Below are 25992 nucleotides of genomic sequence, written 5' to 3'. Positions count from 1 at the left end.
TAAAGATGGGTAAAAAGGCTTTTGTGTAATAAAGGCGGGCATTATGCTCATCACCATAAAACACCTGTATAAGAGAGAGTTTAAGAATGGATCGCATTATTACCTCCTCGCGTGACCGTTCGTCACTGCTCAGCACCCACAAAGTGCTTCGTAATACCTATTTCCTGTTGAGTTTGACGCTGGCTTTCTCGGCGTTGACCGCAACCGCCAGCACCGTGCTGATGCTGCCTTCTCCGGGGCTGATTCTGACCCTGGTCGGCATGTACGGCCTGATGTTCCTGACCTATAAAACCGCTGACAAACCGGTGGGCATTCTGTCTGCGTTCGCCTTTACCGGCTTCCTGGGCTATATCCTGGGGCCGATGCTTAACGCCTACCTGTCTGCCGGAATGGGCGACGTCATCGGTATGGCGCTGGGCGGCACCGCGCTGGTGTTCTTCAGCTGTTCAGCGTATGTGCTGACCACCCGCAAAGACATGTCCTTCCTCGGCGGCATGCTGATGGCGGGCGTGGTCGTGGTGCTTATCGGGATGGTGGCAAACATCTTCCTGCAGCTCCCTGCCCTGCATCTGGCAATCAGTGCGGTGTTTATCCTGATCTCTTCCGGCGCAATCCTGTTTGAGACCAGCAACATCATCCGCGGCGGCGAAACCAACTATATTCGCGCCACGGTGAGCCTGTACGTATCTCTTTACAACATCTTCGTTAGCCTGCTGAGCATTCTTGGTTTTGCCAGCCGTGACTAACTGATGCAGTCATCCCCAAAAAGAGAATGCCTGGTGCATTCTCTTTTTTTTTGCCCGTTCCCCAGGTTCTTAAGCTGGCGGAGAATTTTTGCTACACTGCCGCCGGTTTGAATGATACAGCGAATAATTATGTTGACCTTCGAAGGTAGAGAAATAGAGACAGATGCCGACGGCTATCTGAAAAATAGCCAAGAGTGGAGCGAACCGCTGGCGGAAATCATTGCCGCCGGGGAAGGCATAACCCTCGCGGTGGAGCACTGGGAAGTGGTGCGCTTTGTGCGCGAATTTTACCTGGAGTTTAATACCTCCCCGGCTATCCGCATGTTGGTGAAAGCGATGGCAAATAAATTTGGCGAAGAGAAAGGCAACAGCCGTTATCTCTATCGCCTGTTCCCGAAGGGCCCGGCGAAGCAGGCCACCAAAATCGCGGGATTACCTAAACCGGTGAAGTGCATCTAGAAGCGGATGCCGAAGTTAACCCATTCACGCTCGGGTTGGTGAGGCTCAACGAGGACTTTATCAACCCTGGCGCTGCGTGGCCCGCCCGCTTTCAGCCAGGCCAGCAGCTTTTCGACCTGCTTCGCCTCACCGCAGGCCACCACCTCGACGCTACCGTCGTCAAGGTTGCAGGCGTAGCCGGTTAAGCCAAGTTTCTCGCCTTCCCGCTGCGTGCTGTAGCGAAACCCAACGCCCTGAACCATTCCGTGAACCCAGCACTTTATGCACTGCTTTTGTGAGTCGTTTGCCATCATTTACTCCCGCACGTAAGCCTGACTCAAGTCTAACAGCCCGTGAGGTTTTTTCATCCGTAATGAGAACGGCCGCGCCACCGGCACGGCCGTTTTGCGAGACAGAGAGCTATTTGCCCTCGACTCGCCCTACCGGATAGACCCAGGCATTGGCATCGTAAAACGGCGTATGTTTATAAAACCACTCCAGCCGCGCGCTGCCGTCGGCGGCAAACGCCTTATCCGATTTCAGCTTCTGCTCGAATTCGGCTTTCAGTTTCGGGTCCTGCTCCAGCATCCTGCGGGCCATCGGCTCCATAACATACTCTTCCGGCTCTTCGGCAGAAACCAGCGTGGAGTTAAAGAACCCCCAGGCCCAGAAGGAGTCAGGGCTGGCTGGCTCAAGCAGGTCCATAGCCAGAACGCCTAACGGTTGATGGGTAGAGATAACTACCGATCCTGCCGGGAAAGTTTGCAGGCGCTTGAAAGGCTGAGGCTCACCGCTCACTAACAAATGCCCTTCATAACCCGGGATCTGCCCTTTTGCCGCACGATCTGGCTCAAAGCCATCCGCAAGTTTCACGTTATCCATGCGATATAAAGTCACCTCAACCGGCGTGGCCTTCTCCAGAGTTTTCATCTGAATGCCGTGAGCCCGAAGCCGCTCTATCACCGTTCCCCATTGGGCCGGAACGATGTACCCGGACGGCCGTGAAAGCGTTAAATCCGGTACGTCATTGGCGGTCACCGGCACGGTAATGGTTTTCGGTTTATTACTCCATTTAATCGTCTTTTGCCCGGTTATCGGAGAGACTTCGTAGTGCCAGTCACCCACAATAAACGGCACCTGCGTTGGCGCTCCCGGTTTCCATGTAAGGATGACGTCTTTGTCGGTCAGCGCTTTTTCCTTGTCTGCTGCGATGGCTTTTTTCAGCGAATCTGCATTATCGCCGATGGACTCAAACATCGCCTTTAGCATGACGTAATTGCCCAGCACCTGAGTTTTATAGGGATGGAGCGCATGCTGCTCAATCAGGATAGAAGGCACACTACGAATATCGCCATATTGGTTAGAAAAACGAGCAAGGTCGGTGCGATACGGGTAATAGCCCTGGGTCGGATCCTGGTTGCTGTTCAGGCTGATGCATTCATGAATGTGATGCCCGTAGCTTTGAACTTGCTGGTAAACATGAGGCTGCATCACGCTATCCATCCAGCGCGTAGCGGCGGGTGACCAGCCCTGGCCGTTGTTGCAGTATGAACTGTCATAGGGGTACATAGCGCCGTCGGTAGAATGCGTGTCGGCGAAGAAACTCAGGTCATACTGGTTGAAAACCCAGGCGACATTGCGAATTTCGGCGCTGTCGAGTTTGGTAAAATCACGGTTAAGGTTAAGGTTTTGGCCATTAACCCGCCAGCCGGTGATGTCCGGGCCGTTCTGGTTAATTCTGCCGTACGCGCTGGTGCGCATATCTCCATCAATATTCACCGTCGGAATAAACAGAATATTGACCTTGTCGAGCAGCGCTGCCAGAGGTTTGTCGCCGGTGCTCATATCCCGCAGCAGCATGAACATAGCATCTTTGCCGTTAGCTTCGCCGGGGTGAATTTCCGCCTCAATCAGCACCGTTGGCTTTCCTGAGGCCCTTAGACCTGCGGCGCTTTTATCCTGAGAAGTCGAGGCTACCGCCAGCATCATCTGATAGCCTTCCGCGCTTTTTTCCGGCAGCCACTCTAACCTGATGAGGCCGCCAGAAGCGTCCGCAAGCTTGTTCATATACTCCACGGTTTGCTGATAGTTGCTGGTTTTATGAAAATCACTGCTCTCAGCAAGCGTAATTAGCGGGTTTTTAGCGTCCGCGAGGAATTTAGTGCTGGTCAGAGCCTGCTCAAACATCGGGGGCAGAATGCGGGTTTTCGCCGCTGCCGTTGTGCCTGCGTCGTCAATATAACCAGGTGCCTGAGGCAGTGCTGCCAAAACAGGCAGGCTTGTCAGCAGCAGCGAGCCCGCCGTTAATGCCAGGCGACGCGCACAAAAAATAGACATGGTGTCTCTCCTTGAGAAATGAAGGGTTCGAATAATACGCAGAACATTTATACCCACATTTATAAAAACAAAATGCCATGCTCATCAACCAATTAAAAATATCATAATAAATATAAATACCGAAATTAAGCATATATATTCAATTATAATTACAGGATATTCTGTTGCAGCCCGGCGGCACTTTTCGCGTTATTCCATTGCAATTACCCGCCCTAAACCTGAAAATGGCGCCCATTTCTTAGCAAAGCAGCAAAAAAATTATGAGCGTACGTTTAGTGTTAGCCAAAGGGCGCGAGAAATCGTTATTGCGCCGTCATCCATGGGTTTTCTCCGGTGCGGTTGCGCGCCTTGAAGGCAAGGCCAATCTCGGCGAAACGGTTGATGTAGTAGACAGCCAGGGGAAATGGCTGGCTCGCGCTGCGTTTTCACCCGAGTCGCAAATTCGCGCCCGCGTCTGGACCTTTAACCAGGATGAGAGCATCGACATCGCCTTCTTCACCCGTCGCCTGCAGCAGGCGCAGCAGTGGCGTGACTGGCTGGCTAAACGTGACGGTCTGGACAGCTACCGCCTGATTGCCGGTGAGTCCGACGGCCTGCCGGGCGTGACTATCGACCGCTTTGGCAATTTCCTGGTGCTGCAATTGCTGTCGGCTGGTGCCGAATATCAGCGCCCGGCGCTGGTTGCAGCCCTGCAAACCCTGTACCCGGAATGCTCTATTTATGACCGCTCCGACGTTGCGGTGCGTAAAAAAGAAGGGATGGAGCTAACTCAGGGTCCGGTAAGCGGCGAGCTGCCTCCTGCCCTGCTGCCGATTGAAGAGCACGGCATGAAGCTGCTGGTTGATATTCAGGCCGGGCACAAGACCGGCTACTATCTTGACCAGCGCGATAGCCGCTTCGCTACCCGCCGCTACGTAGAAGACAAGCGCGTGCTGAACTGCTTCTCTTATACCGGTGGTTTTGCCGTTTCTGCCCTGATGGGCAACTGCCGCCAGGTGATAAGCGTAGACACCTCTCAGGACGCGCTGGATATTGCGAAGCAGAACGTTGAGCTGAACAAGCTCGACCTCAGCAAAGCCGAATTCCTGCGCGATGACGTATTCAAGCTGCTGCGTAAATACCGTGACCAGGGCGAGAAATTCGACGTCATCGTGATGGATCCGCCAAAGTTCGTTGAAAACAAAAACCAGCTGTCGGGCGCCTGCCGTGGGTATAAAGACATCAACATGCTGGCAATCCAGCTGCTCAACCCGGGCGGCATCCTGATGACCTTCTCCTGCTCCGGCCTGATGACCACGGATTTATTCCAGAAAATCATCGCCGACGCCGCCGTAGATGCCGGGCGTGATGTACAATTTATAGAGCAGTTCCGTCAGGCCGCCGATCACCCGGTGATCGCAACCTACCCGGAAGGGCTGTATCTGAAGGGGTTTGCCTGTCGAGTCATGTAGCTTGAAAAGCGGAAGGTTGCCCGCATATTAGTATGCAGAGTAATGTTCCCGGGAGGTGACTATGATTGCCAGCAAATACGGTATTGGTCAGCAGGTTCGCCATTCTTTGCTGGGCTATTTGGGCGTAGTGGTCGATATCGACCCCGAGTATTCGCTCGATGAGCCTCAGGAAGATGAGCTGGCCGACAATAGCGCACTTCGCGCCGCTCCCTGGTACCACGTTGTGATGGAAGATGATGATGGCCAGGCGATTCATACCTATCTCGCCGAAGCTCAGCTCAGTTCTGAAGACGACGACGAGCACCCCGAGCAGCCTTCAATGGACGAACTGGCCGCCTCGATACGCCAACAGCTCCAGGCTCCGCGCCTGCGTAACTGACAAAAAACCCCGCTCTTGCGGGGTTTTTCTTATTTAGCCAGCCCGAGCCTCGGTATCTCAATTGCCGGACACTTGTCCATCACCACGTTTAATCCAGCATTCTGCGCCAGCACCGCGGCCTGTTCATTGATGACGCCAAGCTGCATCCACAGCGTCTTAGCCCCGATAGCTATTGCTTCCTGAGCAACGCCCCACGCGGCTTCTGAATTACGGAAAACATCAACCATATCGATTTTTTTCGGGATATCGGCGAGCGTCGCGTAGCCCTGCTGCCCCAGTAATGTTTTACCGGCCACTTTTGGCGACACGGGGATCACTTCGTAACCCTGCTTCAACAGATAGTCCATCACCCGATAGCTCGGGCGGTCGGGCTTGTCGCTGGCACCCACCAGCGCAATGGTGCGGGTCGTTTTCAGGATTGTTTCGATTTCGTTCGGTTTCATAGCGCCCCCGTTGGATGTTGTCTGAAGTGTATGCCAATCCACTCCCCCCGGCCATGTTTCTGCCGCGAGCAAAGAGCGCAATTTCCGAAAATATGTCTATATGTTAATAGATGGAGTTTGAGTAAAGATTTGAAATATCCGCCCAGCATGCTCAACCAGGGAGAGTGAAATGAGAGCCGGCTTATCTTTAGTAGCGTTGATTCTGATGATGCCAGCGTTGGCCTGGGGAACGACTCTGCGTCTGTCAGGCGAGATAGATTTGCTGGTACTCGACGGTAAAAGGGTTTCCAGCTCGCTGCTGAAAGGCGCTGACAGTATAGAAATAGATAATGGCCCGCACCAGCTGGTGCTGCGGGTTGAAAAAAACTTTAGCGCTGGCCCGCCCGGGCGATATACCTGGATTTCACCGCCGCTGGTGCTGAGTTTTGATAGCAAAGAGATAGACCAGGTAAACATAGTGCTGCCGCATATTGATACCCGCAAAGAGGGGGAACGGTTTGCGGCAATGCCCCAGATAAAGCTGGTCGATGGCCTCTCAAAGCCTATCGCCGCCAGGCTGGATAAGCTTGAAATCCATCCCGATCCTCGCGGAACGGATTACGAAGAAGAAACCCAGCGCTATAACAAAGCGGGGAAAAAGGCTTCAATACCGGCTTTTGCCGATCTTGCGATGGAGAATAAAACGCAGGATCTGGCAGCAAACGGGCTGGATCGCGTACCGTCAGAAACCCTTACCGAACAGCGCCTGAAATATTGGTTTAACCAGGCGGACAAATCCACGCGCGCAAAATTCTTACGCTGGGCGAGAGAAAGCCCTGCGCCGTAGGACGCCGCTCACAAAGCATCATGCTTTTTTATCCCCTTCTCTTGCAGCGCCGGGCGCTTCCAGTAAGCTGTCTGCAGTTAAAAAACAGCCCAGGAAAAAACAATGGAATTAACAACCCGCACCCTCGGGGTAAAGAAACATATCGCGCTGGTGGCTCACGACCACTGTAAAGATGCGCTCCTGAAGTGGGTACAGCGCCACAAAGCAACGCTCGCAAGGCATACGCTGTACGCAACCGGAACCACGGGTAATCTTATTCAGAGGGCCACCGGTCTTGACGTCCATGCGATGCTTAGCGGCCCAATGGGCGGCGACCAGCAGGTAGGCGCCCTGATTTCAGAAGGTAAAATTGACGTCCTGATTTTCTTCTGGGACCCGCTTAACGCCGTGCCGCACGACCCGGATGTTAAAGCGCTGCTGCGCCTGGCGACGGTGTGGAACATTCCGGTCGCCACTAACCTCTCCACGGCTGATTTTATTATCCAGTCGCCGGGCTTTAACGAAAGCGTTGATATTCTTATCCCTGACTACCAGCGCTATCTCAGCGAGCGCCTGAAATAATCAGGGCCGACTGGCAGACGGCACGCCAAGGTGCTTCAGTATCTCAACAAACGAAGAAGGTTCCTGTTTGTTGAACATCAGCCAAACCCGGTGCCGGGCACGAGTCAGCGCGACATAAAGCAAACGGCGCTCCTCGGCGTCCGGGAAGTCCTCCGGCTGCGGCAGAAGCGCCTGCTCCATGATTGACTCGCGAGCCGGAGCCGGGAAACCATCTTTCCCGTCCTGCAGGCCCAGAATAATCACATAATCCGCCTGCTGGCCTTTACTGGCGTGAATAGTCATAAAATCGATATTCAGTTTCGGCCAGCGGGTAGCGGCTTTCTCCAGGCTAGCCGGGCGCAGATGGTGATAGCGCGCCAGTACCAGAATGCGCTGCTCCGGGAGGGCGTAACCGCTGAGCTTGTCTAACAAATCCTCAAGCCTGTCGTCCGCCAGCAGCATCACGGCTTTTTTATCCCCTTTTGAGAGGCTGTTCAGCGGCTTGCGTAGCTGATGCGGGTTTTGCTGTACAAAGCCGTTGGCAATTTCCCCGATGCGGTCATTGAAACGATACGTCGTATCCAGCGCGCAGCTGTCACCCTCGCCAAAATGGTGGCTGAAGGCGGTAGTCAGCGCCATTTCCGCGCCGCTAAAGCGATAAATCGCCTGCCAGTCGTCGCCCACGGCATAGAGCGAGGTGTGGGAATTTTGACGACGCAGAGCGGCTAACAACGCCGCTCGCTGCGGGGAGATATCCTGAAATTCATCCACCAGAATATGCTTCCACGGGCTGATAAACCGCCCCTTCTCGAGCACATTTATCGCCTGATGAATCAGCCCGGAGAAATCAACAGCTTCCTCTGCCTTAAGCGCGCTCTTCCAGCTTTTCAGCAGCGGAGCCATCAGCTTGACGCGTTTAGTAAACAGCTCCCGCACCTCTTCGGGTGCGCTGGCAATCATTTCTGCCTGCGACCCGCCGTGCATGCGCATCAGGCCAAGCCAGCGATCCAGGCGACCCGCAAGCCGTTTTGCCAGGCGCGCATCCAGCCAGTATTCGCCTTCGGGGACATCCCATTCCAGCTCCTCACTCAGCCACTGACGCCAGCCCTTTGCCATTGCTTTTTTCTCGCGGCACTGCTGCCGCCAGCTCTCAATTAGCAACTGGTGGCGAGCGGCGGTATCACTTTCCAGTTCGCTCACTCGCGGCGCTTTTTTGCTGCCCTGCTGAATAATATGCAGCGCCAGGGAATGGAACGTCCTGGCTGAGATAGCCTCGGTGTTCAGGCGGCTGGAGATGCGTTCATCCATTTCCTGCGCGGCCTGGCGGCCAAACGCCAGCAGCAAAATTTGATCTTCCGTGGCTTCGCCGCGCTGCAATAGCCAGCCCGCACGAGCCACCAGCACAGAGGTTTTACCGCTCCCTGCTCCCGCCAAAACCAGCAACGCATCTTCACCGTTGACTACCGCTCTTGCCTGAGATGGGTTCAGTGCCGAGCTTTCCACCTGTTCGAAGAATGAGGCATATTTTTCCAGCATGCGCTCGGTATAGGCGGCATTGCGCTGGTGACGCCGCTCTTCGCCCTGCTCAAGCCAGGCCTTGCATATTGCCCAGGCTTCGCGGCAGTTTTCAAATTCAGTCAGGCGGCCTTGCGGCAAAGGCAGAGCCGCTATCGCTCCCCGCAGATTTTGCTGTAACTCGAGCATGTCGCTGCGTTTGAACCATTTTTCCTGGCGAGTTCGCCGGGCAATTTCTTCCCGCTGGGCGGTAAGAACCCCAGCGGCGACTTCGCTCATCTCTTCGCTCCAGCTAAGCCACAGCGTATTGAGATGATGGAAAAATTTTTGCGTCTCCGCCCACTCTGTTCCGTGCAGGCGAACGACTTTGTCATCCGGGAGCACGAACTCCAGTTCTCCCCACACCAGGCCACGCTTGCAGTTGATCGCTATCAACTGGTTGAATGGGATAAGATATTCATGTCGGTCGCCTTTGACCTCAACGCCAGCAGACAGCAGTTTGACCCGATTATACGGATGCTGCGCCAGGTGTTTGCCGAGAGAGGTTGCTTTGAGTTCCATTACATTGCCCAATCCTGGAGATGGTTGTAGCTTAAGTTTAACTGCCGATGGAATGACGCTCCAGAGTAAAAACGCGTTACAATTGTTGTGGTTATCAATTCTGTTACTTTCTGCCAGGGAAGCGTGATTATGCGTACTGTATTAAATGTCCTTAACTTTGTCTTAGGTGGTTTCTTCACTACCCTGTCCTGGCTATTTGCTACGCTGGTTAGCATCGTGCTGATTTTTACCCTGCCGCTGACCCGCTCCTGCTGGGAAATTACCAAACTCTCCTTCTTACCGTACGGCAACGAGGCTATTCACGTTGACGATCTGAACCCACAGTCAAAAAATGCGTTGATGAATACCGGCGGTACGCTGCTGAACGTTCTGTGGTTTATCTTCTTCGGCTGGTGGTTATGCCTTATGCATATCATGGCTGGCGTTACGCAGTGCATCACTATTATCGGTATTCCGGTGGGGATAGCGAACTTCAAGATTGCCGCCATCGCCCTGTGGCCGGTTGGCCGCCGCGTGGTATCTGTTGAAACCGCACAAGCCGCTCGCGAGGCTAACGCCCGCCGTCGTTTCCAATAAGGAGCGCTTGTGCTGACCCTTAGCCCTCTTGTCCGTCGCTATACCTGGAACAGCGCCTGGCTCTATAACTTACGCATTTTTATTGCGCTTACCGGCACCGTGGCGCTGCCGTGGTGGCTGGGGGAAGTCAAACTAACCATCCCGCTGACGCTGGGCGTAGTCGCCGCGGCGCTGACGGATCTGGACGATCGCCTGAGCGGACGGCTGCGCAATTTACTGATTACTCTGGTGAGTTTTTTTATTGCCTCCGCCTCCGTGGAACTGCTGTTCCCGTGGCCATGGCTGTTTGCCCTGGGGCTGACCATTTCAACCAGCGGCTTTATTTTGCTCGGCGGTCTGGGCCAGCGCTACGCCACGATTGCCTTTGGCGCCCTGCTGATAGCTATCTATACCATGCTCGGCATTTCTTTGTATGAGCACTGGTATCAACAGCCGCTGTTCCTGCTGGCAGGCGCTGTCTGGTATAACCTGCTGACGCTGGCAGGGCATTTAATTTTCCCCATCCGCCCGCTGCAGGATAACCTCGCCCGCTGCTACGAAAATCTTGCCAGCTATCTTGAAATTAAAGCCACGCTGTTTGACCCGGATATAGAAGAAGAGAGCCAGGCCCCCATGCTGGAACTGGCAATGGCCAACAGCCAGCTGGTGACCACGCTGAACCAGACCAAAGGTTCGCTACTCACGCGCCTGCGGGGCGATCGCGGGCAAAGAGGAACGCGCAGAACGCTGCATTATTATTTTGTTGCCCAGGATATTCATGAACGCGCCAGCTCCTCGCATATTCAATACCAGGCTCTGCGCGATAAATTCCGCTACAGCGATGTAATGTTTCGCTTTCAGCGGCTGCTAACCATGCAATCTCAGGCCTGCCAGCAGCTTTCTCGCTCTATTCTGCTGCGCGTGCCCTACCAGCACGATCCGCGCTTTGAGCGCGCTTTTAATCACCTCGACTCGGCGCTTGATCGAATTCGGGCGGGGCATGCGTCCGCCTCCGAAATTAAAGCGCTGGGTTTCCTGATTAATAACCTGCGGGCAATAGATGCTCAACTGGCCAATATCGAGTCCGAACAGGCAATAGCCGAGCCGCAGAATGACCCGGATAACCGCCTTGCAGATGACCGGCTGACCGGCTTCGGTGACATCTGGCAGCGCCTGGCTCGTAATCTGACGCCGGAATCCGCCCTGTTCCGCCATGCGGTGCGTATGTCGCTGGTTCTGTGCGTGGGCTACGCGTTTATTCAGATAACCGGCCTTCAGCACGGCTACTGGATCCTGCTCACCAGCCTGTTTGTTTGCCAGCCTAACTACAGCGCTACCCGGCGGCGGCTGGCGTTGCGAATAATCGGAACGTTAATTGGGGTTGCCGTCGGCCTGCCGCTGCTTTGGCTGGTTCCTTCTCTTGAAGGTCAGCTGCTGCTGATAGTGATAACCGGCGTGCTGTTCTTTGCTTTTCGCAATGTGCAGTATGCCCACGCCACGATGTTTATCACCCTGCTGGTACTGCTGTGCTTTAACCTGCTGGGCGAAGGTTTTGAGGTGGCGCTACCGCGTGTTATCGATACGCTGCTCGGCTGCGCAATTGCCTGGGCGGCGGTGAGTTTTGTCTGGCCGGACTGGCGGTTCCGCAGGCTGCCGCTGGTGGTGGAGCGCGCTTTCAACGCCAATTGCCGCTATCTGGATGCCATTCTTGAGCAATACCATCAGGGACGAGATAACCGTGTCGAATACCGCATTGCGCGGCGGGATGCACACAATAAAGATGCGGAACTCGCTTCGGTTGTCTCGAATATGTCATCTGAACCGCGAGTTTCGCCGGAGATGCGTGAAGCGGCTTTCCGGCTGCTGTGCCTTAACCATTCTTTTAACAGCTATATTTCCGCGCTGGGGGCGCACCGCGAAAAACTGAACCACGGTGAAACGCTGCTGCTGCTTGATGACGCCGTATGTTATGTTGACGACGCACTGCATCATCTGCCGGTCGACGAACTGCGCGTTCAGAGCGCTTTGCAGCAGCTTTCTGCCCGCATCGCGCAGCTTGAGGCCCGCCCGGAAACCAAAGAACCGCTGGTGTTGCAGCAAATTGGGCTACTGATTGCTCTGCTACCTGAGATATCTCGTCTTCAGCAGCAAATCACTCACTGCTCGGAATAACGTTGCTGGCGCTGCTCATAGCGGCGCCACCATTCCGTCAACTCTTCACGAACGGCCAGCGGCAGTACCGCCTCATGCACGCCCTGGATCGCGCCGGCCAGCGCCAGCAGCACTTTAATCCCCACCGGTTTCTTAATCTTGCGCAGCCTGAGCCATGACCGCTTGGCACCAAACACGCGCAGAGTATTAAAATCGCCAATACCCACTTCCCGCAGCATAACTTCTATGTTCATCGAGAGGTTAGGCAGATCCTTCAATCTGTGAGAATTGAACTTACGCTGTACATTTTCCCGCCTCGCACTGCTCAGAGACTGAAAAGAAAGCTGGATAAGCTTGTCATGATTGCTCCAAAGTTCTTCATCAACGCGATAGTAGTTAAGTTCAATCGGTAACCCTCTTTTATAAAACATCAGCGTCGGAGCAGATTTTTGGCTGAAATAGTCAGCACATTGCTCGCAGGCACGAAGATAAAGTTCCCCCTCGGAAACCATAGCAAAGATAATGCCTTCGACTGCCAGACTGTAGCCGCCGAACAGCGGACGAAAGCCAATGTCTCCTAACGGAGAAAGGCATTCTTGAGATTTATGGATCCTGACATACGTGACGTCCTTCATGGTTTGTCCTTATATATCAAACAGTAAATTAATGGCCGCGTTACTCGCCTCCCTAATAACAGAAAATAAGTAACGTTATCTGCTATAGCAACGACAATTTGTTTTACGCCGGATCTGCATAAAGAAATTGCGAGACACTTTCCGAAATTTCGGTTGATCTTTGTCCTGACAGGCATTACTGTATATTCATACAGTAACCCATCAGGCGGGACTCACTATGCACTCACAGAACTTACAAACTCACTTTCGTCATGTTGCAGTAGCCGCGCACTCCCCTGCCCGGCCGTTATCTGATAACAGTACACAGGGGTTAATCAGTGAAATGGTCTACAGTGAAGACTGCCCGTGGGTAACACAGTTTATTCTGCTACCTTTATTGCAGCAGCTAGGGCAACAATCTCGCTGGCAGTTATGGCTTACCCCGCAGCAAAAGCTCAGCCGTGAATGGCTGCAGGCCGCCGGGCTTCCGCTGGCAAAAGTGATGCAGGCAAGCCAGTTAGATCCGCTCTATACAGTAGAGGCGATGGTAAAGGCGCTGCAAACCGGAAATTACAGCGTAGTGATAGGCTGGTTGCCCGAAGAATTAACAGATGAAGAACATTTGAGACTGACCCTCGCCGCTGAAGCTGGCAACGCAATGGGCTTCATTATGCGTCCAACCAGCAGGGGATCATCCGGTTCCAGACCGCGAAATGGCCTAAAAATTCATTCTAGTTTGTATCATTAAGTAAATTTAGGAGAAATCCTGGTATTTTTTCTCCGTGCCATATAATCCGCTGTCATTACTCAAAATTCCCCGTCATACGGCGGATCCACTGGGTTCTTCCATGGAACCCAGTGTTCAAAAAACAGGCCATTCTGTAATAAAATATGTATGCAAGTCGTTTTTTTTCATATGCCTGACGGACTTCACACTTGTAACTTTTCAACTACGTTGTAGACTTTACCTCGCCAGGGTTGCTCTTCATAACACCGATATATCGGTAGAGTAACAATTGAGCATAAACCCGGGCGAAGGATTTAACCCTGGGCTTTAAATTGGTTTAGAGCTCATGGCCTTTTGGATGATAATGAGGCGCAAAAAATGAAAAAGACAGCTATCGCGATTGCAGTGGCACTGGCTGGCTTCGCTACCGTAGCGCAGGCCGCACCGAAAGATAACACCTGGTATGCAGGTGGCAAACTGGGCTGGTCTCAGTTCCACGATACCGGCTGGTATAACAAGGACCTGCAAAACAACGGCGCAACGCATGAAAGCCAACTGGGCGCTGGTGCCTTCGGTGGTTATCAGGTTAACCCGTACGTTGGTTTTGAAATGGGTTACGACTGGCTTGGCCGTATGCCTTACAAAGGCAGCGAAGTTAGCGGTGCTTTCAAAGCACAGGGCGTACAGCTGACCGCTAAACTGGGTTACCCAATCACTGACGATCTGGACGTTTATACTCGTCTGGGTGGTATGGTTTGGCGTGCAGACTCCAAAAACAGCATCGCTGGTAAAGACCACGACACCGGTGTTTCCCCAGTATTCGCTGGTGGTGTTGAGTGGGCTGTTACCCGTGACATCGCTACCCGTCTGGAATACCAGTGGGTTAACAACATCGGCGACGCACAGACTGTAGGTGTTCGTCCGGACAACGGCATGCTGAGCGTAGGTGTTTCCTACCGTTTCGGTCAGCAGGAAGATGCAGCTCCGGTTGTAGCTCCAGCTCCGGCACCAGCTCCAGAAGTACAGACCAAGCACTTCACTCTGAAGTCTGACGTTCTGTTCAACTTCAACAAAGCTACTCTGAAACCAGAAGGCCAGCAGGCTCTGGATCAGCTGTACACCCAGCTGAGCAACCTGGATCCGAAAGACGGTTCCGTAGTTGTTCTGGGCTACACTGACCGTATCGGTTCTGAGCAGTACAATGCTAAACTGTCTGAAAAACGTGCACAGAGCGTTGTTGATTACCTGATCTCTAAAGGTATCCCGGCAAACAAAATCTCTCCACGTGGCATGGGCAAAGCTAACCCAGTTACTGGCAACACCTGTGACAACGTAGCGCCTAAAGCTAAACTGATCGACTGCCTGGCTCCAGATCGTCGTGTTGAGATCGAAGTTAAAGGTGTTAAAGAAGTTGTAACTCAGCCTGCGGCATAAGTTACCCTTCCTTGACAAAAACCCCGCCATGGCGGGGTTTTTTATTGGTAGTTATTTAGCGAATTTCACGCCACCGCCTTCAGGGGCAAACTACTTTTTGCCCAGCATAGCCTGCAGATCCTGCTTCAGCGTCGACATCGTGGTTTCTACTTTCTCTTTACGTTCGGCATCTTCAATCAGCTGAACGATGGTTTCGGAAAGCGTATTACCGCGCCGCTGCGCAAGCCCGGCCAGACGTTGCCAGACCAGGTATTCCAGGTCGATGGATTTTTTACGGGTGTGCTGATGCTCGGCGTTAAAATGCCTCTTACGCCGCGCGCGAATCGTCTGCTTCATGCGGTTATGCAGCGCCGGATTCATATGCTGTTCAATCCAGTTCTGGACCAGAACAGGCACATTTTCCAGCGTCAGAAGCTGCTCCACGGCCTCCTGGGCTGCACTGGCTTCGATGTACCGCGTGATCAACTCTCCTTCGCGATGCTTCTTGACCAGATACTTCCACTTCCAGCCGCTCTCGAGATTTTCCAACTGTTGATATTTCATTGCGATCTCAGTGTGACCGTGTAACTTAGTTCAGAATAACAGTTTTTACGCCATTCGCTGAACTGAAAATCAAAGCTGTGAGGGGGATAAAACTGTGTTGCTGCTTTATCCGTGTGCTACCCGAGCGATTCTTGTATAATCGCGCCTTTGACATCTCATTAAAAAATATAGCGACTTTGACGACTAATCGACTTGACTGGCGTGCCCTGGTGCCTGATACCGAAAGCTATCAGGAAATTTTTGCACAGCCTTATGATACCGACTCTGCCCCTCTCTCCGCCGTTCAGCCCCGTTTAGTTTATGGGATTGAGCAACTCAACCTTTCCGTCTCTTCCTCAGACCTGATGCTAATAAAAGCCCCGGAAGAGCAAGAATATCTGGATCTTATTGCAGCGGCCGTTGAGGAAACGCGCGGTGAAGCCGAAGTGCTTACCGGCGGACATTACCTTATTGAAGGCAGCCGCGTTAGCCTGCGTCCGGCTGAACAAAGCGATGATAACTTCGCCTCCAGCGGAGAAATTATCGCCGCTGACTGGGTTGAGTCTGAGCAGCTTTTCGGCTGCGTGCGTCAATTTGCCGGGGAAGTCACCCTGGAGCCAGGCCTTATCCATCGTGCCAACGGCGGCGTATTAATCCTCTCCCTACGCAGCGTGCTGGCTCAGCCTCTACTGTGGTTACGCTTAAAACAGATGATGATCCAGGGTCGCTTCGACTGGGTCTCGCCGGACGAAACGCGCCCGCTGCCGGTTAAAATCCCTTCGCTGGAGCTTGATTTCAAGCTAATTCTGGTCGGCGAGCGTGACTCGCTGGCGGACTTCCAGGAAATGGAGATGGACCTGGTTTCATCGGCAATCTACAGCGAGTTTGAAGATAACCTGCAAATCGCCTCGCCTGACGAAATGGCGCTGTGGTGCCAGTGGATCTACGCCGTTGCCGACGCTAAATCCTTACCAGCTCCAGCGGCAGATGCCTGGCAGCCTCTGATTCGCGAAGCGGTTCGCTATACCGGCGACCAGGAGATGCTCCCGCTCTGCCCTTCATGGATTTCACGCCAGCTGCGCGAAGTCGCGCCGTTTACCGGGGAAAGCACCTTCACCGCGGAGCAGCTTCAGCAAATGCTCGAGCAACGCGAATGGCGAGAAGGTTTCCTTGCCGAGCGCATGCAGGATGAAATCCTGCTCGAGCAAATCCTGATTGAAACCGAAGGCGAGATGATAGGCCAAATCAACGCCCTGTCGGTGATTGAGTTTCCCGGCCACCCTCGCGCGTTTGGCGAGCCGTCCCGCATTAGCTGCGTGGTACACGTGGGCGACGGCGAGTTCACCGACGTTGAGCGTAAAGCCGAGCTTGGCGGTAACATTCATGCCAAAGGCATGATGATCATGCAGGCGTTTCTGATGTCCGAGCTGCAGCTCGATCAGCAGATCCCGTTCTCAGCTTCCATCACCTTCGAGCAGTCCTACAGCGAAGTGGATGGCGATAGCGCCTCGATGGCCGAGCTGTGTGCGCTTATCAGCGCCCTCTCCAATGTGCCGATTTATCAACACATCGCGATTACCGGATCGGTAGATCAGTTTGGTCGCGTGCAGCCGGTGGGCGGGCTGAACGAAAAAATTGAAGGTTTCTTCCGCATCTGCCAGCAGCGTGAATTCAGCGGCCAGCAGGGCGTGATTATTCCTTCGGCCAACGTGCGCCATCTTTCGCTGCATAAAGATGTGCTGGAAGCCGTTGAGCAAAATAAATTTTCCATCTGGGCAATTGACGACATAGCCGATGCATTACCGTTATTGACCAGTCTCCCGTGGGACGGCGAAGGGCAGAATACCCTGATGCGCGCGGTGCAGGAGCGTATTGCTCAGGCGCTGGCACCGGATGTTCGCCATCGTTTCCCCTGGCCGCTACGCTGGCTCAACTGGTTCAACCACAACTGATCGGACTTGTTGAGCGTACACGTGTTAGCTAACCTGCGTGCTTCATTATAAAAAGGCTTACTGTAGACATGGTAGATAAACGCGAATCCTATACGAAAGAAGATCTTCTTGCCTCAGGGCGTGGCGAACTGTTTGGCGCTGAAGGCCCACGGTTACCCGCACCTCCTATGCTGATGATGGACCGCGTGGTCAAGATGACCGAAGACGGCGGTAACTTCGATAAAGGTTACGTTGAAGCAGAATTAGATATCACCCCTGATCTCTGGTTCTTTGCTTGCCACTTTATTGGCGATCCGGTAATGCCTGGCTGTCTGGGCCTGGACGCAATGTGGCAGTTGGTTGGTTTCTACCTGGGCTGGCTCGGCGGCGAAGGCAAAGGCCGCGCGCTGGGCGTGGGCGAGGTCAAACTGGCGGGGCAAATCCTGCCAACGGCAAAAAAAGTCAGCTACCGTATTCATTTTAAGCGCGTTATCAATCGTCGCCTGATTATGGGCATGGCCGATGGCGAAGTGCTGGTTGATGGCCGCGTGATTTACACCGCCACCGACATGAAAGTGGGTCTGTTTAAAGACACTACCGCTTTCTAATACGATTTCATTAAGCTTTACCGATAAGGCATCCATTGTCATCAATGGGTGCTTTTTTTGTTTTTGCCAAACGCCAATCCGCGAACTTCCTCCGTGGTTTTTATGGTGTTAATTGCTTAAACAACGTTCGAAATCACAAATCGTAAAGATAAAAAACGCCCCCTCTTGTCTGGCAAAGGTTATACGCTATGTTGATTTTTAGTTTCTCAAATGTAACTAGAGGTTAACAATAATGTCGAATAAGTTACGCATCTCTTTAATCGCTTCTACCGTGCTGCTCTCTACCTCCGCGCTTTCTGCCGTGCCTCAGGGTTACCCGGCCGAATATCAAAAAATCATCGACGCCGCGACCAAAGAAGGCAAAGTGGTGCTCTACTCCACCACCGATACCAAAACCGCCGCACCGCTTATCCAGGGGTTCGAAGCGGCTTACCCGGGCATTAAGGTAGAATATAACGATATGAACAGTACCGAGCTGTACAACCGTTATATCAGCGAGCAGGCGGCAGGCGGTACCAGCGGCGACGTGGTCTGGAGCTCCTCGATGGATACCGCGCTCAAGCTTGCCACCGACTACGCTCAGGAATACAAATCTCCCGAGCAGGGCCAGTTGCCTAAATGGGCGGTGTGGAAAGACAAAGCCTACGGCACGACCTACGAGCCGGTTATCTTTATCTATAACAAACGCCTGATCCCGGCTAATGAAGTGCCGGACAGCCACGCGGCGCTGGCTAAGCTTATCGCCAGCCAGCCGGAAAAGTTCAGCAAAAAAGTCACCACTTACGATATCGAAAAATCTGGCCTCGGTTTTATGCTCTCGGTGCAGGACTATAAGGCCGATCCGAACTACTTCAAGACCCTGGCAGACGTTGCTAAAGGTGGTCTGGCGGTCCAGTCTTCCACCGGTACGATGATGGAGCGAGTCTCCTCCGGTGAAAACCTTATCGGCTTCAACATCCTCGGCTCCTACGCCGAAGCCCGCGCCAAAACGGACGCCTCGCTGGGTATTGCTTATCCCAAAGACTACACGCTGGTGCTTTCCCGCGTGTCCTTCATCAGCGAACAGGCTAAAAACGGCAACGCCGCCAGGCTGTGGATAGACTATGTGCTGTCTGAGAAAGGGCAGAACATCCTCGCCAACCAGGCGGATATTCCGTCTATCCGCAATGACGTAGAAGGCGACAACGATATTGACGGCTTGACCAAAAAGCTGGGCAACGCGCTGAAACCTATCCCGGTTGATGAAACCCTGCTCGAATACTTGCAGCAGAAAAAACGCCTCGATTACATCAAGCAATGGCGCGAAGCCGCCGCCAAATAACCCCTGCATGAGGCGCTTCTTCGGGAGTGCCTCCTATTACTCCAACGCACTACGTTATTCAGGCTTACTGACCTGAGGGATAGTTACATGGATGCATTTCGCAGAAAGTGGCAGAGCCTGCCGCGCGGCATTGTGGTGCTGATAACTGCGCTGGTTATCTATATTCCGCTGTCGTTTATCGTTATACAAAGCTTCCTCTCCGCGCCGTTTTTCTCGCCGTCAAAAGAGTGGAGTCTTGAGTCCTTTGCTTTCATCTTTACCGACCCTGACTTCTATAAGGCGCTGAAGAGCGGCTTTATTCTGGCATTCGGGCTGGTAGTCATCGCTATTCCGCTGGGTGGGATCCTGGCCTTTTTGATGGTGCGTACCGACCTGCCTGGCAGGCGTATCATTGAGCCGTTGATTCTGGTGCCCATCTTTGTTTCGCCTATGGTTCTCGGCTTTGGCTATGTTGTGGCCGCCGGGCCGGTGGGCTTCTTCTCTCTGTGGGCGCAGTCGCTGATTGGTTTTGTACCGTGGAATATCTACGACATGTCCAGCATCGTGGTGATTGCCGGGCTGACCCACGTTCCGCACGCCTATCTCTATATCTCTTCGGCGCTGCGCAGCGTTGGCTCAGATGTCGAAGAAGCGGCCCGTACCGCCGGAGCCTCTCCTCTTCAGGTGATGACCGCCGTCAGCCTGCCGATGGTGCGCCCGGCGATGCTGTACGCCACGGTGTTGCTGTTCTTCCTCGGCCTGGAAGTGTTTGGCCTGATGCTGGTCCTGGGTGACCCTGAAGGCAACATGGTACTGGCAACTTATCTCTACCAGTTGACCAATAAACTTGGGACGCCGTCTTATCATCTGATGGCGGCGGTAGCCGTGGTGCTGATTTGCATCACTATCCCGCTGGTGATGCTCCAGCGCCGTCTTATGCGCACCGCCAACCGGTTTGTCACCGTCAAAGGCAAAGCCTCTCAGGCTCGTGCCCTGCCGCTGGGTAAATGGCGCTGGGTTGCCGGAGCGGTTGTCGCCTTCTGGCTGACCGTAACCATCGGCGTGCCGCTAATTGGCGTGGTGCTGCGCGCCTTTATTTCCAACTGGGGCGTCGGCGTTTCGCTGTGGGACGAGCTGTCTCTGAACACCTTCCGCACCATCTGGGAGCAGCCGAACCTGCTGCGCGCCATCGTTAACTCAATGGCTATCGGCGTTATCGGCGGCGCGCTGGCGGTAGCGTGTTATCTATTTATCGGCATCGCGATGCACCGCAAGCCGGATAACGTAACCCGCTTCCTCGACTACAGCGTACTGGTGCCGCGCGCCGTACCGGGCCTGCTGGCCGGTCTTGCTTTTCTGTGGGTGTTTTTATTCCTGCCGATGTGGCTCGACAATGCGCTGAAATCCGGCTGGCTTTCCGGCATGCCGTGGTCACAGTGGCTGCGTGACAACCTGATTGTCTGGCTACGTTCGCTGCGCAGCACCATTTTCAGCGTCTGGCTCGCCTATACCGTAGTGTGGATGGCCTACGGGCTGCGGCTTATCTCCTCAACGCTATTACAAGTTGGGCCGGAGCTGGAAGAGGCCGCGCGCAGTACCGGAGCCACGCGCGGGCAAATTACCCGCCACGTCACCATCCCGCTGTCGCGATACGGCCTGATCGGCTCATGGCTGCTGATGTTCCTGATTTTCGAGCGCGAGTATTCCACCGGCGTATACCTGCTCTCTCCGGGCACCGAAACCATCGGTTCCATGCTGGTCTCGCTCTGGGCGGCTGGCGCGATTGATATCGTCGCCGCGCTCTCGTTTATTAATATTCTGCTTGTGGTGTTAGGGCTGGGCATTGCCCTTCGTTTTGGAGTGAAATTACATGATTGAGTTATCGGTCGAGAACCTGCACTTAACCTACGGCGATAATCCGGTGCTGAAAGGCGTTTCTATGGAGCTAAAACGCGGCGAGGTCGTGTCGCTGCTTGGCCCTTCGGGAAGCGGTAAAACCACGCTGCTGCGCGCCGTTGCCGGGCTGGAAAAACCGAGCCAGGGCGCTATTGTTATCGGCAAAAATAACGTTTTTGACGGCGCTACTCGCAAAGAAATCCCGGCGGAAGAGCGTAATCTGGGGCTGGTATTTCAGTCCTACGCGCTGTGGCCGCATAAAACGGTGTTTGAGAACGTTGCCTATCCGCTGAAACTGCGCAAAGTGGCGGCGGCGGAAATCAACCAGCGGGTTCAGGCGGTGCTGGACCAGCTGGGCCTGGGCCATCTCGGCAAACGCCACCCTTACCAGCTCTCCGGCGGCCAGCAGCAGCGGGTAGCCATCGGGCGGGCATTGGTCTATAACCCCCCTGTTATTCTGCTTGATGAGCCGCTCTCCAACCTTGATGCCAAGCTGCGCGAAGAGGCCAGAGTGTTCCTGCGCGAATTGATTATCAAGCTGGGGCTGTCGGCGCTGATGGTCACCCACGACCAGAATGAGGCGATGGCGATTTCCGACCGCATCCTGCTGCTGAACAACGGCAAAATAGAGCAGCAGGGTACGCCGCAGGAGATGTACGGCTCGCCAAAAACGCTGTTTACCGCCGAGTTTATGGGCAGTAATAACCGGCTAAACGGCAAAGTGACTGAAGTTCGAGACGGTAAAGCCCGCATAGAAGGCAGCGGCTGGGCTTTGTGGGGGCTGGCAGGTGAAGGCGTCGAAGCCGGGCAGGAAGGCACTGCCGTAATACGAGTCGAGCAGGTGCGTCTGGTGGAACAGCCGGGTGATAACGGCATGAAGCTGCCGCTGTTGACCAGCATGTACCTTGGCGACCGCTGGGAGTATCTGTTCCGCACCGCGGGCGATGACTTTGTTGTCCGTGCCTATGGCAGCGAGATACGTGAAGCTCGTGAATATGGCTTGTCTCTGCCCGAGCAGCACGTTTGGGTCTTCCCTAAACTCTGATGGTTTACATACCGCTAAAAAGGCGAAACCTCCGCGCTGCGGAGGTTTCTTTTTCTAAAGAGACAGTGATTACGCAGTAACCGCCCTGTCTTCCATGGCTTCTCGCCAGCCTCCCATCCAGTAGGACCTCTGATTCAGAGTCTGATATGGACAAATCTCTTTTGAGCGTCCGGCGATGCCTGCTTGATAACCACGTTGATGTGCCCGTTCCAGGCGATCTCGTTTTTGTCTCTTCATGCCTCGTTTCCCTCATTACATTGTCTGGTGGAAAAGAAAACAGTGATTACAAAATGTGCAACCACAGATAAGGGATAACGTGAAATCAGCCGACCGTCAATGCGCAAAATTCACGCCAATGTCATATTCACGCGCTATTCTGATTATCTTTTCGGCAAAAAAAGAGCCTTGTGGTTTGCTAACAGGTTCACAGAAAAAGAAAAGCTGCGACCGCCTTTCGGCGAAAATCGCAGCTTTTTTGTACTATTAATTTTACCTATTAATTAAGGCGTGTGATCTGCGAAGCGATGCTTTGCGCCTCCTGCTGCCAGGCCTGCGCCAGCGTTTTCACCATCGAGTCGTAACCGTCAGCCTGCTGCTTTAGCTCAATATGGAACGGACGCTTAATTATCTCGCCCTGACGTTTCACCAGCCACTCACCGCTAACAATCACCTTCCCGTCATAGCGGCCATGGAAGCCGGTAACGTTGACGCTAAGCGCCTGCTGGTCGTTGCCCAGAGGCTGGGATGCAACCACCCAGCCCGGCAGCGCGCTGCTCAGGTTGCTGACCAGCGTATTACGCAGCTGCTGGTCAAGCGGGCTGGCCCACAGGTTGTTGGTGGCAATAACGTACTGAACGTCGGTGGTTTGATAAACCACGCCGGTGCCGGCGAGGAAGTCAGGCACCGAGACCTGATCGACCCACAGCAAATGCGTTCCCGGCTGGCTCACCGCCTGCATTGCAGGCTGTGAAGTTTGCGGCAGTTGGTACCAGGTTTTGCCGTTATCGCTGCCGCTACAGGCGGAAAGCGTGATGACGGCTGCCAGCGTTAGCCACTTTTTCATGGTTGTGCCCTCTTCGGCTGCGGATCCTTTTTATCCTTCGCTTCAAATATCAGCGAGTTGCTCTTATCGTTCAGCGTGCGTAACACCGGCTGGAGTTCGCGCAGCACCTGATCGAAGCGCTGCATATCCGCCACCATCTTGTTATAAGCCGCTGAACCCGGCTGGAAGCCCTGCATGCTGCGATTCAGCTCGCGCAGCGTTTTTTGCATATCTTCCGGCAGCTGCTGCATCGACTGGCTGGCGGTAATCTTGTTCAGATTATCCAGCGTCTGCTGTAGATGGCGCATGGTGCGCTGGCTTTCGCCAAGCGTATTGGTCGCCTGCTCCAGCATCGGCGTAATCGGCAGATTGTTGATTTTATCCAGCGTTTCCAGCAGTTTTTGCTGAATTTGCGCCAGGCCACCGCTCATCGTCGGGATCACCGGATAGCCGCTTACGCTCAGTATTTCAGTCACCTTCTTCTCGTTCGGATAGAAGTCGAGATCGATATACAGCGCGCCGGTCACCAGGTTGCCGGTTTTCATTGAGGCACGAAGCCCGCGCTGAATCAGCGCCTTCAGGTTAGACGGGATATCCGCCTCGTTGCCCACCATATTTTTCAGGCGTTCGGGTTCAATGCGGATAAGCACCGGAATGCGGAAGTCGTCGTTCAGCTTCTGGCGCATGCTCTCGTTAAAGAACGGCACCTGAGCCACCGTGCCAAGACGAATACCGCGGAACTCAACGGGCGCGCCCGGCTGCAGGCCGCGAATCGAATCTTTAAAGAACATCAGGTAATCGATGTGGTCGGTATACAGCGAATCCTGAATACTTTTCTGATCGTCGAACAGCTTAAAGTCGGTACCCGGCTCAACCGGCTTGCCCCACTCCCAGCCTTCCGGCACGTCAAAGCTCACGCCGCCGCTGAACAGCGTAGTGAGGGAGCCCATTTCAACCCGCATCCCCTGGGAAGACATGTCCACGGCAATGCCGCTGTCTTTCCAGAACCGCACGTTGCTGGTAATAAGCTTGTCGTTGGGCGCGCCGATAAACAGCTGATAGGTAATGGCGCGTTTATTGGTGTCAAAGGTGCTGGTTTCTACCGACCCCACGCGATAACCCCGGAACAGTACCGGGTCTCCCGGCGTGAGCTGGCCGGCTTTTTTGCTGTCCAGCGTGATGCGTATGCCTTTGGCATCAGGCGGAGCCAGCGGCGGCGCATCAAGCAAGTCATAGCGCTCCGGCTGCTCGCCTTTACTGCCCGGCTGTAGCTCGATGTATGCCCCCGACAGCAGCGTCCCCAGCCCGGAGATACCTTCGCGGCCAACCTGCGGCTTCACCACCCAAAACACGGAATCGTTATGCAGCAGCTTTTCCATGCCGGAATTGAGACGCGCCTTAATTTCAACATGATGCAGGTCATCGGTCAGCTGCGCGCTTTCCACCACGCCAACATCTACACTTCGGCTCTTGATGGTAGTCTTACCGCCTTCAATACCTTCTGCATTAGCGGTTATCAGGGTCACTTCCGGCCCCTGATGGCTATAGTGATAAAACAAGATCCAGGCGCCGATCAGCGCCGTTACGATGGGAAAGATCCAAACCGGCGACCAGTTTTTTACCTTCTGTACCTTCGCCTCGCCGCTTTTATTTTCCATGCTCGGAAGACTCCTCATCAGTTACATCGTCTGCTCGATCCCAGGACAAGCGAGGGTCAAAGGTCATCGCCGCAAACATCGTCAAAATAACCACCAAAGCAAACATTAACGCCCCTAAAGCCGGGTAGATATTCATCAGCCCGCCCATCCGCACCAGGGCGGAAAGCACGGCAATCACGAATACGTCAATCATCGACCAGCGGCCAACAAATTCCACTACTTCATAAATCAGGTGCATACGCTCGCTGTCGCGTTTTCCATGCCCCTTTGCGTCCCAGCATAGCCAGGCGATGGCGATCATTTTCAGCGTCGGCACCATGATACTGGCGATAAAAATCACCAGCGCTACCGGGTAAGACCCTTCACTCCAGAGCAGGATAACCCCCGCCAGAATAGTGGACGGATATTTGCTGCCCAGCATCTCCGTTATCATTATCGGCAGTATATTCGCCGGTAGATAGAGCATGATCGAGGTTATCAGCAGCGCCAGGGTCCACTGCAGGCTGTGCCTGCGGCGCACGTGGCCGTGAGTACCGCAGCGGGGGCAAACCAGCGTGTCTGCGTCAACAATCGCCGTACAACAAGAGCAGGAGCGTAGCCCCTGCCGTATGCCTGATACACCCACTTTTAGCGGCTTATGCACCGGCGGCATGGGGGCAATGTCGTCCCACAGCCAGCGCCTGTCCACGCACTGAAAAGCCCGCAACTGCAAAATACAAAACAGGCACCAGGGAATAAAGCTGCTGCCAACGCCAATATCGCCGTAGGCCATCAGCTTCACGAAGCTGACCAGCACGCCCGCGAGGAATATTTCAGCCATGCCCCAGCTTTTCAGCTGGAACAGCACTCTGGCGAGGGCGCGTTTTACCCCGGAAGGCAGCTTCGCCCGGTTGACCAACAGCAGAATGGTCACCAGGCAAAAAGCCGGTACCGCCTGAACAAAGAGAAGAAAGAAGGTGCCGAGGCTGGCGTAATCTTCAGAAAACATAACGCCGGGGATTTGCATCAGCGTCACTTCGCTGCTGATGCCAGCGACCTTCATATTAATGAAGGGGAACAGGTTGGCCAGCAGCAGCATAAACAGCCCGGCCAGGGCATACGCCGTTGGCCGCTGACGCGGTAAATACCACTGCGTGACCAAGGGTGTGCCGCAGCGCGGGCAGGAGGCCTTATGACCATCCTGCAGCTCCGGCAACGCCACCAGCAAATCACATTGTCGACACAAAATATGCGAGCGATGGTGGTGTGTGGCACACATCGTAACTCTCCTTAG

At 54.1% G+C, this 25992-nt stretch carries 25 protein-coding genes; 15 read left to right on the top strand and 10 right to left on the bottom strand.

Translation table 11 applies throughout. The features are described 5' to 3' along the window. The first annotated feature begins 86 nt into the window (after positions 1-86). Together yccA and tusE are read left to right on the top strand one after the other, a co-directional pair. Entirely contained in the window at positions 87-746 is a 660-nt protein-coding gene (yccA, locus tag HMPREF0201_RS06330; RefSeq protein ID WP_016535682.1) for an FtsH protease modulator YccA, read from the top strand. Positions 747-875: 129 nt separating this feature from the next. Beyond that, positions 876-1205 carry a sulfurtransferase TusE gene (tusE, locus tag HMPREF0201_RS06325; protein WP_039898054.1) on the top strand — a complete coding sequence of 110 codons (330 nt, stop codon included), beginning with the start codon at positions 876-878 and terminating at the stop codon, positions 1203-1205. Here tusE and yccX read toward each other — a convergent pair. Both yccX and HMPREF0201_RS06315 read right to left on the bottom strand, forming a co-directional pair. Then, positions 1202-1498, bottom strand: coding sequence for an acylphosphatase (gene yccX / locus HMPREF0201_RS06320; RefSeq protein ID WP_016535680.1), 297 nt, complete (start codon positions 1496-1498; stop codon positions 1202-1204). The two genes, tusE and yccX, sit on opposite strands and share 4 nt — an antisense overlap. Positions 1499-1604: 106 nt before the next feature. After that, on the bottom strand, positions 1605-3521 hold the full coding sequence (locus HMPREF0201_RS06315) for a M14 family metallopeptidase (protein ID WP_016535679.1): 1917 nt from the start codon (positions 3519-3521) through the stop codon (positions 1605-1607). 260 nt (positions 3522-3781) lie between these two features. On the opposite strand from HMPREF0201_RS06315, the gene rlmI reads away from it, so the two are divergent. Together rlmI and hspQ are read left to right on the top strand one after the other, a co-directional pair. Further along, positions 3782-4972, top strand: coding sequence for a 23S rRNA (cytosine(1962)-C(5))-methyltransferase RlmI (gene rlmI / locus HMPREF0201_RS06310; protein WP_016535678.1), 1191 nt, complete (start codon positions 3782-3784; stop codon positions 4970-4972). A 61-nt stretch (positions 4973-5033) separates the two neighbouring features. Continuing rightward, positions 5034-5351: a heat shock protein HspQ gene (gene hspQ / locus HMPREF0201_RS06305; protein WP_016535677.1), complete on the top strand. Its 318-nt coding sequence runs from the start codon at positions 5034-5036 to the stop codon at positions 5349-5351. A gap of 29 nt (positions 5352-5380) precedes the next feature. Here hspQ and HMPREF0201_RS06300 read toward each other — a convergent pair whose 3' ends face one another. Beyond that, a complete protein-coding gene (locus HMPREF0201_RS06300; protein WP_016535676.1) occupies positions 5381-5794 on the bottom strand; it encodes a CoA-binding protein in 414 nt (137 codons plus the stop codon). A 169-nt stretch (positions 5795-5963) separates the two neighbouring features. On the opposite strand from HMPREF0201_RS06300, the gene csgI reads away from it, so the two are divergent. After that, a complete protein-coding gene (gene csgI / locus HMPREF0201_RS06295; protein ID WP_016535674.1) occupies positions 5964-6620 on the top strand; it encodes a curli synthesis inhibitor in 657 nt (218 codons plus the stop codon). 102 nt (positions 6621-6722) lie between these two features. After that, the gene (gene mgsA, locus HMPREF0201_RS06290; RefSeq protein ID WP_016535673.1) at positions 6723-7181 is read left to right on the top strand and encodes a methylglyoxal synthase; all 459 of its coding nucleotides are present in this window, start codon (positions 6723-6725) and stop codon (positions 7179-7181) included. Here mgsA and helD read toward each other — a convergent pair whose 3' ends face one another. After that, the gene (gene helD / locus HMPREF0201_RS06285; RefSeq protein WP_016535672.1) at positions 7182-9236 is read right to left on the bottom strand and encodes a DNA helicase IV; all 2055 of its coding nucleotides are present in this window, start codon (positions 9234-9236) and stop codon (positions 7182-7184) included. Between the two features lie 129 nt (positions 9237-9365). Between helD and HMPREF0201_RS06280 the strand changes: the two genes are divergently transcribed. Then, complete coding sequence (locus tag HMPREF0201_RS06280) at positions 9366-9812, top strand: YccF domain-containing protein (protein WP_016535671.1); 447 nt, start codon at positions 9366-9368, stop codon at positions 9810-9812. A gap of 9 nt (positions 9813-9821) precedes the next feature. Continuing rightward, positions 9822-11963 (top strand): YccS family putative transporter, encoded by a 2142-nt coding sequence (gene yccS / locus HMPREF0201_RS06275; protein WP_016535670.1) that lies wholly within the window; start codon positions 9822-9824, stop codon positions 11961-11963. Here yccS and HMPREF0201_RS06270 read toward each other — a convergent pair. Next, positions 11948-12577, bottom strand: a complete 630-nt coding sequence (locus HMPREF0201_RS06270) for a TfoX/Sxy family DNA transformation protein (RefSeq protein ID WP_016535669.1) — start codon at positions 12575-12577, stop codon at positions 11948-11950. The two genes, yccS and HMPREF0201_RS06270, sit on opposite strands and share 16 nt — an antisense overlap. Positions 12578-12794: 217 nt before the next feature. On the opposite strand from HMPREF0201_RS06270, the gene sulA reads away from it, so the two are divergent. Beyond that, positions 12795-13304 carry an SOS-induced cell division inhibitor SulA gene (gene sulA / locus HMPREF0201_RS06265; protein ID WP_039898053.1) on the top strand — a complete coding sequence of 170 codons (510 nt, stop codon included), beginning with the start codon at positions 12795-12797 and terminating at the stop codon, positions 13302-13304. Positions 13305-13661: 357 nt separating this feature from the next. Continuing rightward, complete coding sequence (ompA, locus tag HMPREF0201_RS06260; protein ID WP_039898052.1) at positions 13662-14717, top strand: porin OmpA; 1056 nt, start codon at positions 13662-13664, stop codon at positions 14715-14717. A gap of 90 nt (positions 14718-14807) precedes the next feature. Here the strand turns inward: ompA and matP are convergent, their stop codons facing one another. Continuing rightward, entirely contained in the window at positions 14808-15260 is a 453-nt protein-coding gene (matP, locus tag HMPREF0201_RS06255) for a macrodomain Ter protein MatP (RefSeq protein WP_016535666.1), read from the bottom strand. A 176-nt stretch (positions 15261-15436) separates the two neighbouring features. Between matP and HMPREF0201_RS06250 the strand changes: the two genes are divergently transcribed. The 5 genes from HMPREF0201_RS06250 (at position 15437) to HMPREF0201_RS06230 (ending at position 22019) form a co-directional block, all read left to right on the top strand. Further along, positions 15437-17191, top strand: a complete 1755-nt coding sequence (locus HMPREF0201_RS06250; RefSeq protein WP_039899171.1) for an AAA family ATPase — start codon at positions 15437-15439, stop codon at positions 17189-17191. A gap of 68 nt (positions 17192-17259) precedes the next feature. Continuing rightward, entirely contained in the window at positions 17260-17778 is a 519-nt protein-coding gene (fabA, locus tag HMPREF0201_RS06245; RefSeq protein WP_016535664.1) for a bifunctional 3-hydroxydecanoyl-ACP dehydratase/trans-2-decenoyl-ACP isomerase, read from the top strand. A gap of 232 nt (positions 17779-18010) precedes the next feature. Then, a complete protein-coding gene (locus tag HMPREF0201_RS06240; RefSeq protein ID WP_016535663.1) occupies positions 18011-19099 on the top strand; it encodes an ABC transporter substrate-binding protein in 1089 nt (362 codons plus the stop codon). Positions 19100-19186: 87 nt separating this feature from the next. Continuing rightward, positions 19187-20956 carry an ABC transporter permease gene (locus tag HMPREF0201_RS06235; protein WP_016535662.1) on the top strand — a complete coding sequence of 590 codons (1770 nt, stop codon included), beginning with the start codon at positions 19187-19189 and terminating at the stop codon, positions 20954-20956. Continuing rightward, complete coding sequence (locus HMPREF0201_RS06230; RefSeq protein WP_016535661.1) at positions 20949-22019, top strand: ABC transporter ATP-binding protein; 1071 nt, start codon at positions 20949-20951, stop codon at positions 22017-22019. Before HMPREF0201_RS06235 ends, HMPREF0201_RS06230 begins: the two co-directional genes overlap by 8 nt. A gap of 69 nt (positions 22020-22088) precedes the next feature. Here the strand turns inward: HMPREF0201_RS06230 and rmf are convergent, their stop codons facing one another. The 4 genes from rmf to pqiA all read right to left on the bottom strand — a co-directional run bounded on the left by rmf (position 22089) and on the right by pqiA (position 25977). Next, on the bottom strand, positions 22089-22256 hold the full coding sequence (gene rmf, locus HMPREF0201_RS22425; RefSeq protein WP_008461244.1) for a ribosome modulation factor: 168 nt from the start codon (positions 22254-22256) through the stop codon (positions 22089-22091). A gap of 259 nt (positions 22257-22515) precedes the next feature. Continuing rightward, entirely contained in the window at positions 22516-23082 is a 567-nt protein-coding gene (gene pqiC / locus HMPREF0201_RS06225) for a membrane integrity-associated transporter subunit PqiC (RefSeq protein ID WP_016535659.1), read from the bottom strand. Further along, positions 23079-24719 (bottom strand): intermembrane transport protein PqiB, encoded by a 1641-nt coding sequence (gene pqiB, locus HMPREF0201_RS06220; RefSeq protein ID WP_016535658.1) that lies wholly within the window; start codon positions 24717-24719, stop codon positions 23079-23081. Before pqiB ends, pqiC begins: the two co-directional genes overlap by 4 nt. Next, the gene (gene pqiA / locus HMPREF0201_RS06215) at positions 24709-25977 is read right to left on the bottom strand and encodes a membrane integrity-associated transporter subunit PqiA (protein WP_039898050.1); all 1269 of its coding nucleotides are present in this window, start codon (positions 25975-25977) and stop codon (positions 24709-24711) included. The genes pqiB and pqiA overlap by 11 nt, the downstream gene beginning before the upstream one ends. Positions 25978-25992 lie beyond the last annotated feature (15 nt).

It is taken from the genome of Cedecea davisae DSM 4568, from assembly GCF_000412335.2.
Taxonomy (GTDB): Bacteria; Pseudomonadota; Gammaproteobacteria; order Enterobacterales; family Enterobacteriaceae; genus Cedecea; species Cedecea davisae.
Note: the sequence above shows the minus strand (reverse complement) of the source record. Positions and strands in the feature narration are given on the sequence as shown.

Bases quoted from the DNA above. Each gene is read 5' to 3' on its own strand.
- yccA (WP_016535682.1), top strand. From the start codon at position 87: ATGGATCGCATTATTACCTCCTCGCGTGACCGTTCGTCACTGCTCAGC.
- tusE (WP_039898054.1), top strand. From the start codon at position 876: ATGTTGACCTTCGAAGGTAGAGAAATAGAGACAGATGCCGACGGCTAT.
- yccX (WP_016535680.1), bottom strand. From the start codon at position 1,498: ATGATGGCAAACGACTCACAAAAGCAGTGCATAAAGTGCTGGGTTCAC.
- HMPREF0201_RS06315 (WP_016535679.1), bottom strand. From the start codon at position 3,521: ATGTCTATTTTTTGTGCGCGTCGCCTGGCATTAACGGCGGGCTCGCTG.
- rlmI (WP_016535678.1), top strand. From the start codon at position 3,782: ATGAGCGTACGTTTAGTGTTAGCCAAAGGGCGCGAGAAATCGTTATTG.
- hspQ (WP_016535677.1), top strand. From the start codon at position 5,034: ATGATTGCCAGCAAATACGGTATTGGTCAGCAGGTTCGCCATTCTTTG.
- HMPREF0201_RS06300 (WP_016535676.1), bottom strand. From the start codon at position 5,794: ATGAAACCGAACGAAATCGAAACAATCCTGAAAACGACCCGCACCATT.
- csgI (WP_016535674.1), top strand. From the start codon at position 5,964: ATGAGAGCCGGCTTATCTTTAGTAGCGTTGATTCTGATGATGCCAGCG.
- mgsA (WP_016535673.1), top strand. From the start codon at position 6,723: ATGGAATTAACAACCCGCACCCTCGGGGTAAAGAAACATATCGCGCTG.
- helD (WP_016535672.1), bottom strand. From the start codon at position 9,236: ATGGAACTCAAAGCAACCTCTCTCGGCAAACACCTGGCGCAGCATCCG.
- HMPREF0201_RS06280 (WP_016535671.1), top strand. From the start codon at position 9,366: ATGCGTACTGTATTAAATGTCCTTAACTTTGTCTTAGGTGGTTTCTTC.
- HMPREF0201_RS06270 (WP_016535669.1), bottom strand. From the start codon at position 12,577: ATGAAGGACGTCACGTATGTCAGGATCCATAAATCTCAAGAATGCCTT.
- sulA (WP_039898053.1), top strand. From the start codon at position 12,795: ATGCACTCACAGAACTTACAAACTCACTTTCGTCATGTTGCAGTAGCC.
- ompA (WP_039898052.1), top strand. From the start codon at position 13,662: ATGAAAAAGACAGCTATCGCGATTGCAGTGGCACTGGCTGGCTTCGCT.
- matP (WP_016535666.1), bottom strand. From the start codon at position 15,260: ATGAAATATCAACAGTTGGAAAATCTCGAGAGCGGCTGGAAGTGGAAG.
- fabA (WP_016535664.1), top strand. From the start codon at position 17,260: ATGGTAGATAAACGCGAATCCTATACGAAAGAAGATCTTCTTGCCTCA.
- HMPREF0201_RS06240 (WP_016535663.1), top strand. From the start codon at position 18,011: ATGTCGAATAAGTTACGCATCTCTTTAATCGCTTCTACCGTGCTGCTC.
- HMPREF0201_RS06235 (WP_016535662.1), top strand. From the start codon at position 19,187: ATGGATGCATTTCGCAGAAAGTGGCAGAGCCTGCCGCGCGGCATTGTG.
- HMPREF0201_RS06230 (WP_016535661.1), top strand. From the start codon at position 20,949: ATGATTGAGTTATCGGTCGAGAACCTGCACTTAACCTACGGCGATAAT.
- rmf (WP_008461244.1), bottom strand. From the start codon at position 22,256: ATGAAGAGACAAAAACGAGATCGCCTGGAACGGGCACATCAACGTGGT.
- pqiC (WP_016535659.1), bottom strand. From the start codon at position 23,082: ATGAAAAAGTGGCTAACGCTGGCAGCCGTCATCACGCTTTCCGCCTGT.
- pqiB (WP_016535658.1), bottom strand. From the start codon at position 24,719: ATGGAAAATAAAAGCGGCGAGGCGAAGGTACAGAAGGTAAAAAACTGG.
- pqiA (WP_039898050.1), bottom strand. From the start codon at position 25,977: ATGTGTGCCACACACCACCATCGCTCGCATATTTTGTGTCGACAATGT.